This window comes from Oleiphilus sp. HI0128 (assembly GCF_001635365.1).
Map to the genome: position 1 here is coordinate 1 of NZ_LWGG01000745.1, position 14,005 is coordinate 14,005.

The following is a 14,005-nucleotide window of genomic DNA, read 5'->3' on the forward strand; positions in this document are numbered from 1 at the left end:
AACTCCTTATGGGTGTCCAATCCGACAAAAATTATGGTATTGTTTTTCATGGTGCTGGCCTCCGCTTATATGGTATGACACATATATTATGGCTCTGGCTTTGCTAACCCACGATAGGAGGTCAGCACTCTTTTGGGACGTGGGGAGTCATTATGTCTATACGTAAAAGGTAATCTGAATTTTGCTGAACAAGGAAGTAAATAATAGATTGGCGGCCGTAATCATTATTGTGTCTGGTATCGCAGTATTCGCATACGCAGCTTTTCAAATTGATTGGGCTAATATTGAGCCATCTTTCAAAAGCATTTTCTTCCCAGTATTGTTCTTTTTTATAGTTGTTTTATTTGCTTTTAAAGTTGCTAGTAACAAAGATATTGATGTCACTAGTAAAGAGACAGATTCGAAAATAAGCGAAGCCATCGATAGTTTTAATCACAAAACAAGGCATATTCAAAACTTGGTAATAGGTTCAATCGTATTATGCTTATTAGCAATCTGAATCGACCAGCCTTCTTTAGACGCTTAATTGCTTTATAATTATGTGTATTAAGGAGAAAGTATGTCTCAGCGATTTACCGAAGAATTTAAGATCCAAGCAGTTAAGCAAGTTACCGAACATGGCCATTCAGTTTCTAGCGTTTCTGTACGGCTTGGTATAACTGCCAGTTCGCTCTACAACTGGATGAAAGTGCATGGTCCAGATAGTGATGAACACAAAAAACAACTCGACCACGAAAACAAAATTAAGCAGCTAGAAAAAGAGCTTAAGCGTGTCACGATGGAACGCGACATCCTAAAGGAAGCAACCGTATTTTTCGCGGGCGAGTCAAAGAAAAATACGCGTTCGTAAAAAAAAGGCTCAACAATTACCCTGCCAAATTGATGTGTGAGACGCTTTCTATTCAGCGGAGTGGCTTTTATGCTTGGCTGAATCAGCCCAAGTCAAAGCGCCAGATTGAAGATGAACGACTGACAGGGCTTATCAAGCATTCTTGGTTGGAAAGTGGTTGTGTTTACGGCTACCGGAAAGTAACGAGCGATCTGCGTGACTTAGGTGAAACCTGCTGCAAACATCGCGTTGCACGATTGATGAAGCAGGAAGGAATCAGGGCTCAAGTAGGTTACAGAAGGCATAGAGGCCACTATGGCGGCAAACCCGCAATCGTCGCAAGCAACGTATTAGATCGCCAGTTTTCTGTAGCCATGCCAAACCAAACTTTGGTGACTGATATTACTTATATCAGAACTCACGAAGGTTGGCTCTATCTTGCTGTGGTACTGGACTTATATTCTCGTGCCGTAGTTGGTTGGTCTATGAGCTCAAGAATGGAATCCGAGCTTGTTACTCAAGCTCTTCTTGCAGCAGTGTGGCGAAGAAAGCCGCGGAACCAGGTGTTAATACACTCTGATCAAGGCAGTCAGTTTACGGGTTACGAATGGAATGACTTTCTAAGCGCTCACAACCTTAAAGCGAGTATGAGTCGGCGAGGAAATTGCCATGATAACGCAGTAGCGGAGAGCTTCTTTCAGCTTCTCAAGCGTGAGAGAGTAAAGAGGAAAATCTACTCAACAAGAGAGCACGCACGAGCAGATATTTTTGATTACATTGAAATGTTTTATAACTCTAGACGTAAGCATGGGGAAGCTAATAATATGCCTCCACTGGCTTATGAAAAGTTAGAAGAATTCAAACAGAAAAGTGTTTAGTTAAAGCTGGTCGATTCAATCCTTGTGTTGATGACACAAGGATATCGAATAAAGAATGATCAGCCAACTTAGCAAAGTGTTATGTCGGCTTTCGGGTCTTTTGTAATATAAGAAAAGCCAGGCAAATAGGCATGGAAAGCGATGCTCGCGTTATGTCGGTTTTCCTCTTTTAGGTAATGTAAGATATCGAGAAAAATTTTCTTGGATCCTATGAACGGTTTACCCGCAAGGCCAATGTTCTAGTTTTCCAAAAGAGTAGGGCGCAGACACAAAATATTAATGGCCCCGGTTCACATATTGCGAACAAGAGCCATATGCCTTACACTGTTCACATATTGCGAACTAATGGAAGTTTTATGCATGTTATTGCCAGAGGTATATTCGTTGAAGCTATCAAGAAATACCCAAACGATGCCAATGCGATAGAAGATTTTTATCGACTACTTAAGAGTGGGAAGTTTAAAGATCATCACGTACTAAAAAAGGCAGTGCCGTCGCTAGATAACTTTAAGTACAAAGATAAATGGTGGGTAGTTGATTTAGGCGGTAATAACCTAAGACTTATCGCATTCATTGAGTTCCGCCATCAACGTGTTTACGTAAAATACATTGTCGACCATAAAGAGTATGATCGGCTCACAAACCGTTATAGAAGAAAGGAGCTGAAATGAACATACAACACATTACACAGCTTGCGCATGAATTACAGAGTGAGATGCCATTTATCGCTGGTATACATTCACAGGAAGATCATCAAGAGGCACTTTTGCTTATGGATGAACTTATTGAGGACTATGATGCAAACTTGCTTCTTATTGATGTCTTGTGGGCAAAAATTCATGCGTATGAAGAAGAAGCCCCTGAGTTTCATGATTTTAACACTAGTATCGAGTCTAAAGATGCAGGCGCATCCATGTTGCGATTGCTGATGGATCAGCATAACTTAACTATGTCAGATTTTAAAAATGAGATTGGCCCGAAAAGTTCAGTATCTATGATATGTAGCGAGAAGAGGTCACTTACTAAAGAGCATATTGAAAAACTTTCAAGACGTTTCGAAATCAGTCCGTCGTTATTTTTCTGACCAGGCTGTACAGTTAATCTTTAAAGTGTCCAATAAGATCTATTATTGGACATAGTGTATGAGTTAATCTAGTCTTTACTCATAAAGCGTTAAGTCCTATGGCAACTCCAAGATCAATCCCTTTATTCCCAGCATACAACGAGCTTAAAGACTTTGACTGGCGTGATTACCCACAGCTAGATCAGTTTTTCAACGACAACCCTAAGTGGTGCCGTGAACACTGGGATTGGGCGCGAGAGTATTTGATTTTCCTTGGCAGAAACAAATCTGAGCATACTTACATTAGATTCCGTTCTGACATAGAAAAATTTTTGCTGTGGAGTTTTTTGGTGGCAGAAAAGCCTGCTGTCGATTTTAGAAAGAATGACTTACTTGATTATTCAGAGTTCTTCTTTAAGCCACCGCAAACTTGGATAGGTCTAGCCAATGTGGATAAATTTGTACCGTCTGCTGGTCTGTACGAATTTAATAAAAGCTGGAGGCCTTTTAGATATATAGCCGAAGGTAGTGATGCTGATAAAAAGAAATACAGGCCTTCACAGCAATCTATACTTGCCATGTTTTCTGCTATAAGCGGTTTCTACACACACTTAATGGAGAGCGAAATAGCATTAGGAAATCCGGCAGGTCTTGCAAAAAAAGACTGTAAGCGATTAGTTAAGGATGCACAGGTAAAAGAAACAAAGCGGCTAGACCAGGCACAATGGGATTTACTACTAATTACGGCTGAAAAAATGGCTGACGAAGACTCACTCTTTGAGCGGAATATTTTTTTATTGGCTGCAATGAAAACAATGTTTTTGAGAATTTCTGAATTAGCTGAGCGTGACGACTGGATACCTGTTATGAGCCACTTTTGGCAAGACGATAAGAAAAACTGGTGGCTCAAGATATACGGTAAAGGAAAGAAAATTCGCGACATTTCTGTCCCAGATAGCTTCCTGCCTTATTTAGAACGTTATCGGCTATGGCGTGGCTTGCCTGCATTGCCTGGTAGACAGGACAAGCAACCAATTGTGGAGAAAATTCGTGGGGCTGGAGGTATGAGTGGTAGACAACTAGCGCGTCTTGTCCATCAGGTGCTCGATAAAACCTACGAGACTATGAGGTCTCGATCAGGAGAGAAAGCAGCGCAAATTTTCAAAGATGTTTCACCTCACTGGCTGCGTCATACAGGCGCAAGCATGGAGATTGAACGAGGCCGCGCCCTTAAGGATGTTTCGGAAGACCTGGGGCATTCAAGTATGGCTACCACTGACACGGTCTATGTTCAAACAAGCGCCAAAAAACGCGCTGAGAGCGGAAAATCTCGAGAAGTTTGATTTTGGAACCAAAATTCTGAAGCCTAAAGCTTAATAAAACCAATCGGTTAGTCTGTATTTGCCGGTCATTTCACCCGAAAACAAGTTGCACGTTCAACTAAATTACTAAACTCCATGAATCAAGATTCAATCACTTAGATGAATACCTCCAACTAAAGTACTAAACTTTTATCGAAACTACCTTCAGTTTGATTTGTTTCACTTAAATTCAACTAAAATACTAATTTGGGCGACATTAATTCATCCTCGTTTTGTTAGTCGTTATAAAGTCAATTTAATTACTAAGAATCACAAGAGGGAAAGGATATTATCTTCGTTGACATAGCCAATCTTTATTATTCTTAAATGCCTACATCACCTTTTATTGGAAAACCAGTCCTTTAGATTTGGTTGACATTGTTTGTAAATGACTTTTATATATCGGGCAAGGGGTTGACTGAATTTTGTGAATCTTAAGTATTCATCCGTTGTGTTTAATAGACTATTTAGACAAAAGTCAGGGTAGGGAATTTCTTTTCCTTTCTTCAAAAAGCAGCGTTTCGTATAGTAATCGTCTGCGCCTGCAATGATGAGGAAGCAGAAATTTTCAAACTAGCACTTTGTCCCTAAGTAAGACGTTCAGAGGACATTTTTCAAATGAGGATAAAACAGCCGACTTCAGCTCTGACTGAATGCAGGCTTTGAGCACAAAGCTCTACCTTTTGTCTGCTCCGGAAATGTTACAAAGCACACCTCTAAAGCGAATTAGTGAGTAGTTTGTATCAGTTTGAGGTATTGGCACTTATGTCAAACCTGACTGAAAAGCACTAAATTTTAAGGAGTCCCGAAACTAGACATCTTCACTTCAAGACAAGGTTTTCAATTGACAGACCAATTCTTAATGAGTACAGTTCGCGCTTGATCTTAGGTCATGTTTAACGACATGAGTGAAAAACATCGTTCTTTGAACTGTTTTTCAATTTGGGAAGTCGGTGAGTTTAACTATGAACCCGACACTGCCCCCGCAACGGTAAATTGGTTATATCGCTTCGTATACCACTGCAGGTGAATTAAAAGGTTTTGCTCCTTTTAAAACTTGTGGGAAGGTGAAGTGATTAGGTGCGTTTAGCGCCTAGCTGATGAGTCCGGATACCAACCTGATGATCTGTTATACAGGTGTTGCGGAGGGCTTCATCAGGTAATAATGTCTTCCGATCCTATTACTTTTTCCCTTCTCGACTCCGGCTGATACTTATTTCTAGGCGGAGCAAGTTATTGAAAATTCATAGTAAGTCATTACTCTTATTAACCAAATGGGTTGTTGCAATTAGCTTATGGCTAACGATTGCATCGACTGCGAATGCACATTTTCAAATGATCTATACCCCTGACCTATTAAGAAGCAAAGGCGGCATAGTGGAATTGAGAATGCCCTTTACCCACCCAGCAGCCAATGGTTATGTGATGGCTGTTGATAAGCCGCTTGCGTTCTATCACATCAAAAAAGGCAAGAAGAAAGATCTGAGCACAAAGCTGGTAGAAAGTAACTGGGCCAGTGCCGAGAATACGGGCATTTCTTACGAGTCTTCAGTTAAGCTGAAAGGCTTAGGCGATAATATCTTTGTCTTCGAAATGGCGCCATATTTGGAGAAAAGCGAAGATGTTTTTATCCAACAGTTCGCAAAAACCATTATCAATGTAGGCAGCCTGCCAAGCGATTGGGAAAGTGACTTAAACTTGCCAGCTGAAATCGTGCCCCTTACGAAACCCTACGCGATCTATGAGGGCGGAAGCTTCACTGGCATTGTGCGAAGTCACGGAAAGCCCGTACCTTTTGCGGAAATCGAAGTTGAATACATCAACTATTTACCTGAAATGTCAAAGAATGCGTTCTCTAGTGATCCCACGATTCAAGTTCCTGCAGAAGCATTTATTACGATGACAATTTATGCCGATGCTAGCGGAACATTCACGTTTGCGATACCGAAGGCGGGTCAATGGGGTTTTGCTGCGCTGGGCGTAGGGCCACAAAAGAAATTTAAAGGTAAAGAGCTGTCTCAAGACGCTGTCATTTGGGTGCAAGCCCATGAACTTAAGTAGAGGGTGCCAACGTGCATATAGTTGATGGTGCGCTTGCGGCGCCGGTTCTAGCAGCTGGTGTTGTACTTAGTGTAGTGGGGGTGGCGATCGGGTTAAAGAAGCTCGATTACGACCACTTACCTCAAGTCGGCGTACTATCGGCTGCGTTTTTCGTTGCCTCATATATCCATCTCCCACTTGGTTTTTCTAGTGTTCATCTTATTTTAAACGGCTTGATTGGCCTGGCACTTGGCTGGGCGGCTTTTCCCGCGTTGCTTGTTGCCTTGCTGTTGCAAGCTGTTTTCTTTGGCTTTGGCGGCTTCGTTGTCCTCGGTGTCAATACATTTAATATCGCACTACCGGCTGTGCTGATGTACTACGTATGTCATAGAGGGATCTCTGCTCCGAACACAAATTTAGCTGCGATATGGGGCGCGATTGGTGGCGCCGGTGCGATTCTACTAACTACATTGTTAGTTGCGGGCTCCCTGGCATTATCTGGAGAGGCGTTTGTGCTCGCGGCTCAAGCGACCGTATTGGCGCATATACCGATTATGATCCTAGAAGGTTTTGTTACCGGCGCGGCTGTCTTGCTGATTCGACAAGTTAAACCTGAGCTCCTGCGTATATCGGAGGATTGGGATGATACGTAATCTTTGTTTGCTCTTCCTTGTTTTCGTCAGTTCGCAGAGTGTCGCGCATAACGTACTGGGCGGCGTTTATACCATTGGTGTTGATGTTGAGGGCGAAATAGGTTTTTCCAATGGAGAGATGGCACCACTAGGCTCTAAGGTAATGGTTCGTGATCTCCAGGGTCAAGAAATTGTTTTGGTCGAAACGGATGAGGAGGGCTTCTTTACATTCGAAGCGACGAAGCGGATTGATCATCATATTTACGCGAACCTAGGGGCAGGCCACGTGTTTGAAACAGTTTTAAACGCTGAAGACTTATCGGATACCTTAGGCGAGATTATGGCAGTGGAATCTGCCGACGCTCTGGAAACAAACCTTCGAGGACAGATGTTGGTGGGTAATGACTTACAAGCATTGATCGAAAAGGCTGTCGCAAAACAAATTAAGCCCTTGCGCAAAGAGTTGAATGCCTACAAAGAGAAAGCATCATTTCGGGATGCTTTGGGTGGCATTGGTTACATCTTTGGCTTATGCGGTATCGGTATTTGGCTAACGCAGCGAAATCAATCTACAAAGAATAAGGCGAGTTAAGGTGCCACAGAATCTCGAACACAGCGGCACTTCGTGGAAAGGGCAGAGGCTGAAGCATGAAGATTCGGTGATCGACTCGTTCGATCCTCGAGTCCGAATTATTTGGGTGGCTGTTTTTTCCTGCATTGTTGTGTTGTCGAAAGAACTCAATGTTGTGCTCGTCGAATTGGGTATCGCGTGTGCTCTTGTTTTCTTGGCGAAGTTAAATCTCAAGCGCACGTTTAGACGCGTCCTGGCGATGGATATGTTCATGATATTTCTGATTGTTATGCTGCCATTTACGACGCCTGTCTCTGGGGAAGATGATGTGCTTTTCGAAATATCGGAGTTGACGGCGAGTAAGAATGGATTGGTCCACGCGGTATTGATTGCCGTTAAAGCGAATACCGTTGTTCTGTCTTTACTTGCTGTTGTGGGCACCATGAATGCGACAACGTTCGGGCATGCTTTAGCACGGTTACGTATACCCGATAAGCTCGTTCATTTGCTTCTGTTTACGGTACGTTATCTCGACGTGATTGGTCAGGAATACAAACGCATGAAACGTGCGATGCAGGCGCGGGCATTTGTACTGCGAATGGATACGCACACATGGCGCTCAATTGGCTATTTAGTGGGAATGCTTTTAATCCATGCACTTGAACGTTCAGAGCGAATCATGGAGGCAATGAAGTGTCGTGGTTACAACGGCCGCTTCTATTTGTTGGATGATGATAAGTTAGTCGCACGCGATTACTGCTTGATCATCGTTTGCGTTCCGTTCTTGATTTCTCTAATTCTTATCAACCTGCTTTGAGGCTTTTATGGAAGCGCTAATTGAAACACGAGGCTTAAGCTACCGCTACCCACGAAGAGGGGAAGTATTATCTCATGTCGATTTCTCTCTCTACTCGGGTGATCGGGTTGCGCTCACGGGGCCGAATGGAGCGGGCAAAACGACGTTTCTACATTTACTGGTAGGGCTAAAAAAAGCAAAGTCGGGTGATGTATTTGCTTTTGGCAAGTTTAGAAAGCAAGAGTCTGAATTTGTTGAAGTACGCGCGAAGGCGGGCTTTCTATTTCAAGACCCCGATGATCAACTATTTTGCCCCACTGTATTAGAGGACGTGGCATTTGGCCCGCTAAATCTAGGAAAAACCAGAGAGCGGGCCTTCGAAAAGGCCAAGCAAACACTTAGGTCGCTTGGCATGGCAGGATTTGAGAAGCGAGTTGCGCATCAGCTTTCGGGGGGCGAAAAACGCTTGGTCGCATTGGCATCGGTACTGGCCATGGAGCCAGAAGTGTTGTTGTTAGATGAACCGACAAACGCGCTCGACAACGAAGCTAGACAACGCTTGCTCGACGTCTTGATGTCCTTGCCGCAAGCAATGCTTGTTATCTCACATGATGAAGAGTTTGTTTCTAAAATCGCGACGCGACATATTCGTTTAGAGTCTGCGCGAATGATTGAAATAGAAGCTTGGTCGGAAACTGAGATTGCTTAATGGCTTTTACTTCCGCCCAAGAAAACTTGAGAGACTCTTTTATGAACTATGCGCATCATTCAGATAGATTAGACATGCCTTTTAGTGCAGTGGTCGGCCAAGACTCATTCAAGCTTGCGCTTATTCTCGTGGCTATCAATCCGTCCATCGGCGGTGTCGTTATCACTGGCCCAAGAGGGTCAGCAAAATCCACCCTTGCTAGGGCTTTGGCTAGTCTATTGCCTTACGACGATGCGCGCTTAGGCAGTGACTCACCATCCTTTGTTACTTTGCCTTTAGGGACGAGTGAAGAGATGTTGGTCGGTACACTGAACTTGGAAAAAGTGCTGAGTGACAAGTCCTTAGATTTCCAACCTGGCTTACTAAGTAAAGCCAACGGCGGCGTTCTATACGTCGATGAAGTTAATCTATTGCCTGACAATCTTGTAGATCTGCTTTTGGATGTCGCCGCAAGTGGTGTCAATTACATAGAGCGCGATGGCATCAGCCATCAACACAAGGCGGAGTTTCTATTAATCGGCACGATGAATCCTGATGAAGGAGAATTGCGCCCCCAGTTACACGACCGTTTCGGTTTGGCAGTCGATTTAGCTAACCGCTACTCGGTAGAAGAGCGTGTTGCCATCGTTAAAACGCGCGAAGCATTTGATGCCGATCCAGAAGCATTTACTCTTGCCTATGAAGAAAAGCAAGAAGCACTGATCGCTAAGGTAGTTTCAGCAAGAAAGCGTTTAGAGGGTGTGGCATGCTCTGACTCCATTCGAATTGAAATTGCACAACGTTGTGAAGATGCGTTGGTAGATGGACTAAGAGCAGATATCGTTTGGTATCGAACAGCTCGCGCGCACGCCGCTTGGCAAGGTCGAAAAGAGGTCATCTTGGATGATCTTGATGCGGTTTCAGAGCTGGTTTTGCACCACCGCCGTAGGCACGACGCGCCACCACCAGCTCAAGGTGATTCCGGAAGCGGTAATCCTAACTCCGGCAACGATTCTCCAGAAACCGGATTTAAGCGACCCGATGATTCACATAGACAACCAAACCAGAATGACGCAAAGGGCGATGCCGATACCGGCGAACAAAATAGTACCGACAGTGATTGGGGGAGTATGGACCCAAAATGCATGAACGGTATTGTATCACCGGAGAATGCCATCCCCACAAAATCAAACGCGCGTGCGATAAGCCAACCCTCTGCATTGTTAGACTCGATGTTTGCCAATCAAAAAGGGCGCTCTACCATAGGCCGGCAAACATCGAACAAAGACGGGCGACTTCCTGATTGGTTCGGCACACTGCTAAGTAGTTTTGGCGAGTGGCCGCCTAATAAGCTCAAGATGCGGAAACAAAAATTGGGTCAGTCAGTCTTACATGTTGTTTTGTTTGATACCTCGGGCTCTACTTTACAAGGTGACGTTTTTGCACGTGCAAAAGGTGTTGTTGCTGCGATCGCCAATGAGGCTTACTTAAACAGAGAGCAACTTGCGGTGTTTGGTTTTGGTAACAATCAAGTACTGTCGCTCATGGCGAAAGTGAGAGCGCCCAAACAGATCGAGAACTGGTTGCAGGGGCTCCGAGCGGGCGGTGGAACACCAATCATAGAAGGCGTTAATGAAGCGGCTCGGTATTGCGAAGCGATGAGTCAGAAATTTCCAGGGCTAAACATACGGACGTATATAGTGTCTGATGGTCGGAGCCGAGAAACGCTCAGCCAAATTAGGCTACCCGGTGACTGTGTATGGGTGGATACTGAGCAAGCGACAATACCCCGTGGTCGTGGAAGAGAGTTTGCGCGCAATTTGGGCGCAATCTATATCTCCTTAAAGGATGATCTTTTAAGTAACTCAACAGGAAAAGGTAGCTTGGCATGAAGTCGCATCAAGAGCGCATGGCGCACAAAAAGGCCATTATCGATAAAAAGATTGCCAAGGCAACTGAAGAGCGTGGCGTTCTGATTTTGTTGAAAGGAAATGGCAAAGGCAAAAGTAGCTCCGCCTTTGGCACGATGGCCAGAGCCGTAGGGCATGGTCAGAAAGCCGCGGTCGTTCAGTTTATTAAGGGCCGAAAAGAAACCGGTGAATTCAAACTATTCCGCGACCATGAACGTATCGATTGGCATGTAATGGGGCATGGCTTCACCTGGGAAACCCAAGACAAAGACCAAGATATAGCTGCCGCTCAGAACGCGTGGGAGCTCGCTAAATCGCTGCTAACCGACCCCCAGTACGATATTCTGATTTTTGACGAAATGAGCTACATGTTTAAATACAAATACCTTGAATTGGAACCGGTTCTAGAAGCTCTAAAAAATAGACCTAAACATCAGCATGTCATGATTACGGGGCGAAAGATGCCCGAAGCCTTGGAAGACATCGCCGATACGATCAGCCATATTCAGGATGAGCGTCATGCCTTTCGTCTTGGTGTAAAAGCGCAAGCCGGGATCGAGTTCTAATGAGTGTTCAATCGCCTTCTAAACTCCCTACGGCTTCATGCCCAGCTATGTTCATTGTCGCGCCAAGCTCTGGTGAAGGAAAGACAACAGTAACGGCTGCGATTGCGCGGTCGTATCGAAACAAAGGCAAAAACGTACGGGTATTTAAGACCGGCCCTGATTACCTAGACCCTCAAATTCTGGCGCAAGCTTCTGGTAAGGATGTTGAGCCGCTAGACATGTGGATGGCAGGTGAAGCTTATTGCCAGCAAAAACTGTATGAGGCGGCCGAGGTTTCAGATCTCATTATTATCGAAGGCGCAATGGGCATGTTTGATGGCGAGCCATCAAGTGCTGATCTAGCTGCGCGTTTCAATATACCGGTGGTTATCGTGTTGAACGTGAAAGGCATGGCACAAACGGCGGGTGCCATCGCTACGGGTTTAGCGCGCTATCGTTCAGACATTCATGTGGCTGGCATTATCGCGAACCATTGCAGTACAGCGCGGCACGAAGAGTTGATAAGAGATGCGCTTCCTTCAGATATCCCTTTATTGGCAACGCTAGCGAGAGACGAAGAAGTTACCTTACCAGAACGGCACCTTGGTTTGGTGCAAGCAGATGAAGTGCGTGAAGAGCTTGAAGTACGTTTTGAAAAAGGCGTCTCGTGGATTGGTGAGCAGGCGATTACTCAGTTGCCTGAGCCGGTCGATTTCAAATCCACTTCATTAGCGCGTCCAAGTCGTTTGCTTGAAGGAAAACACATTGCGATTGCTAAGGATGCAGCATTTAGTTTTATTTATGACGCCAATTTGCGGTTGTTAGAGACATTGGGTGCAAGTTACGAATTCTTTTCTCCCATGTCTGATCAACAAGTGCCCGTGGCAGATGCACTTTGGTTGCCTGGTGGATATCCGGAGCTCTATGCGCAAAAACTGAGTCAAAACCGTAGCATGTGCGAGTCCGTTCAAGTATTCCATCGTGCTAATAAACCGGTACTGGCTGAGTGCGGTGGTTTTTTATATTGCCTAGAATCGCTGACTGATCTTGAAGACGCGCGCTATTCTATGGCGGGATTAATGGCGGGCGATGGGGCCATGCGCGGAAAGCGCGGTTGCCAGGGGATGCAGACCGCCGCTTTGCCTGAAGGTGATGTAAGAGCGCATGCGCATCATCGTTCTCGAAGTGCAAATACGCCAGAACCTATTGGCTACGGTAAAAGACAAAGGCATTCGGCGCCGGGTGAAGCAATCTATCGCGAGGGTAGTTTGACGGCTACGTATCTACACTTATTTTTCCCTTCTAATGCAGAAGCCATCGCAGCGTTGTTTTTGGGCGTGACGACATTTTCGGCTACAACAGAAGCTGTTAACCGCACTGAAAATGCGCTTAGTTACAATATGCTCAGCAATAATGAGCAGGCTAGGTAAGCACTATGTGGCCAGAGAGCAGTGAACAAGCAAAACCTTTGCGCAGCGGCTTAACAACCGGCTCTTGCGCGACGGCGTGCTGTGTTGCTGCTGCCCAAGCCTTATTGGCGAACAAACATCCCGATGAGGTTGAGATCACTTTGCCGAAAGGTAAAGTCGTCTCTTTGAAAATCGAAGGGTACGAGTCACTTGAACCTGAAAAGAGTGTACGCACCGCTACCATTAAAGATGCAGGAGATGACCCTGACGCGACTCATGGGGCGCTGGTATTTGTAGAGCTGTACTTAGAGGAAAAACAAGGCGTGCAATTTATCTCAGCGCAAGGCGTGGGAACGGTTACACGAGAAGGTTTGGTGCTTAAGGTCGGCGAACCTGCGATCAATCCCGTACCGCGAGAAATGATGCAGTCACATTTATTGAATGCGGCCAAGGTATACCAATATTCTGGTGGTTTTAAGGTTGCTGTCGGCGTTGAAAACGGTGAAGAAATCGCACTTAAAACCATGAACCCGAGGCTCGGTATTATGGGTGGTTTATCTATTTTGGGAACCACCGGAATAGTTAGGCCGTATTCTTGCGCCGCCTATATTGCATCTATCCATCAAGGTGTAGATGTAGCGGCTGCAAATGGTATCACGCACATTGCGGCTACCACAGGCAGCACCAGCGAAGAAGCGATTAAGACGCGATATGAACTCAACGATATGGGGTTGATTGAAATGGGTGATTTTGTGGGTGCGCTGCTAAAGCACTTGCGAAAAGTACCCACCTCAACATCGCCCATCAAAAAAGTCTCTATTTGTGGTGGGTTCGGAAAAATAAGCAAGCTGGCAAATGGCCACATGGATTTAAATAGCCGTTCTTCGTCCATTGATTTTGAGCAGCTTGCTCGAATCGCGAAAGCGCAGAAGGCAGACCAAAGCGTGCTCGATAAAATCCAAGAAGCGAATACAAGTATGCAGGTATTTCAGATTTGTCGCGATGCCGGGATACTGATTGGCGATGAATTATGTAAAGCAGCACTTAACGAAGCGCGTCGCGTATTGAGAACACTGCCTGATAATACAGTCACCTTGGAGGTGTATTCTGTTGATCGACAAGGCCAATTTATTGGTTTTGCCTCTGAGGAAAGCCCATGAAGATACTCTTGCTGGGCGGAACGGCAGATGCGCGAGTTTTTACGAAGCGCGCCTATGAAAAGGGTTTGTTTAATACTAACGATCATTCGCTTATTTATAGCGTGGCAGGCTTGGTTCGACAAC

At 45.1% G+C, this 14,005-nt stretch carries 14 protein-coding genes and 1 riboswitch; all 14 genes read left to right on the plus strand.

Annotated features, from left to right (window positions below):
• The first annotated feature begins 181 nt into the window (after positions 1-181).
• On the plus strand, positions 182-499 hold the full coding sequence (locus tag A3763_RS09715) for a hypothetical protein (RefSeq protein ID WP_068510553.1): 318 nt from the start codon (positions 182-184) through the stop codon (positions 497-499).
• A 60-nt stretch (positions 500-559) separates the two neighbouring features.
• Positions 560-1,707, plus strand: a protein-coding gene (locus A3763_RS09725; protein ID WP_156495034.1) for an IS3 family transposase whose coding sequence is annotated in 2 segments (ribosomal slippage) — positions 560-803 and positions 803-1,707 — 1,149 coding nt in all. Because the reading frame shifts where the segments join, the coding sequence is not laid out codon by codon here.
• Between the two features lie 356 nt (positions 1,708-2,063).
• The gene (locus A3763_RS09730) at positions 2,064-2,378 is read left to right on the plus strand and encodes a type II toxin-antitoxin system HigB family toxin (RefSeq protein ID WP_068510549.1); all 315 of its coding nucleotides are present in this window, start codon (positions 2,064-2,066) and stop codon (positions 2,376-2,378) included.
• Positions 2,375-2,791, plus strand: coding sequence for a type II toxin-antitoxin system HigA family antitoxin (locus A3763_RS09735; protein ID WP_068510548.1), 417 nt, complete (start codon positions 2,375-2,377; stop codon positions 2,789-2,791). The genes A3763_RS09730 and A3763_RS09735 overlap by 4 nt, the downstream gene beginning before the upstream one ends.
• Before the next feature lie 98 nt (positions 2,792-2,889).
• Entirely contained in the window at positions 2,890-4,113 is a 1,224-nt protein-coding gene (locus A3763_RS09740) for a tyrosine-type recombinase/integrase (RefSeq protein WP_068510546.1), read from the plus strand.
• A gap of 907 nt (positions 4,114-5,020) precedes the next feature.
• Positions 5,021-5,268: riboswitch (cobalamin riboswitch) on the plus strand.
• Between the two features lie 99 nt (positions 5,269-5,367).
• The gene (locus A3763_RS09745; RefSeq protein ID WP_231872158.1) at positions 5,368-6,192 is read left to right on the plus strand and encodes a DUF4198 domain-containing protein; all 825 of its coding nucleotides are present in this window, start codon (positions 5,368-5,370) and stop codon (positions 6,190-6,192) included.
• A gap of 11 nt (positions 6,193-6,203) precedes the next feature.
• On the plus strand, positions 6,204-6,824 hold the full coding sequence (gene cbiM, locus A3763_RS09750; protein WP_068510544.1) for a cobalt transporter CbiM: 621 nt from the start codon (positions 6,204-6,206) through the stop codon (positions 6,822-6,824).
• The gene (locus A3763_RS09755) at positions 6,814-7,395 is read left to right on the plus strand and encodes a hypothetical protein (RefSeq protein ID WP_082865028.1); all 582 of its coding nucleotides are present in this window, start codon (positions 6,814-6,816) and stop codon (positions 7,393-7,395) included. Before cbiM ends, A3763_RS09755 begins: the two co-directional genes overlap by 11 nt.
• A 1-nt stretch (position 7,396) precedes the next feature.
• Entirely contained in the window at positions 7,397-8,191 is a 795-nt protein-coding gene (cbiQ, locus tag A3763_RS09760) for a cobalt ECF transporter T component CbiQ (protein WP_068509169.1), read from the plus strand.
• A 7-nt stretch (positions 8,192-8,198) separates the two neighbouring features.
• Positions 8,199-8,879, plus strand: coding sequence for an energy-coupling factor ABC transporter ATP-binding protein (locus A3763_RS09765; RefSeq protein WP_068509167.1), 681 nt, complete (start codon positions 8,199-8,201; stop codon positions 8,877-8,879).
• Positions 8,879-10,750, plus strand: a complete 1,872-nt coding sequence (locus tag A3763_RS09770) for an AAA family ATPase (protein ID WP_231872159.1) — start codon at positions 8,879-8,881, stop codon at positions 10,748-10,750. Before A3763_RS09765 ends, A3763_RS09770 begins: the two co-directional genes overlap by 1 nt.
• Positions 10,747-11,334, plus strand: a complete 588-nt coding sequence (cobO, locus tag A3763_RS09775; protein ID WP_068509165.1) for a cob(I)yrinic acid a,c-diamide adenosyltransferase — start codon at positions 10,747-10,749, stop codon at positions 11,332-11,334. The genes A3763_RS09770 and cobO overlap by 4 nt, the downstream gene beginning before the upstream one ends.
• Positions 11,334-12,743 (plus strand): cobyrinate a,c-diamide synthase, encoded by a 1,410-nt coding sequence (locus A3763_RS09780; protein ID WP_068509163.1) that lies wholly within the window; start codon positions 11,334-11,336, stop codon positions 12,741-12,743. The genes cobO and A3763_RS09780 overlap by 1 nt, the downstream gene beginning before the upstream one ends.
• Positions 12,744-12,748: 5 nt before the next feature.
• On the plus strand, positions 12,749-13,882 hold the full coding sequence (locus A3763_RS09785; RefSeq protein WP_068553736.1) for a cobalt-precorrin-5B (C(1))-methyltransferase: 1,134 nt from the start codon (positions 12,749-12,751) through the stop codon (positions 13,880-13,882).
• Positions 13,883-14,005: the final 123 nt, after the last annotated feature.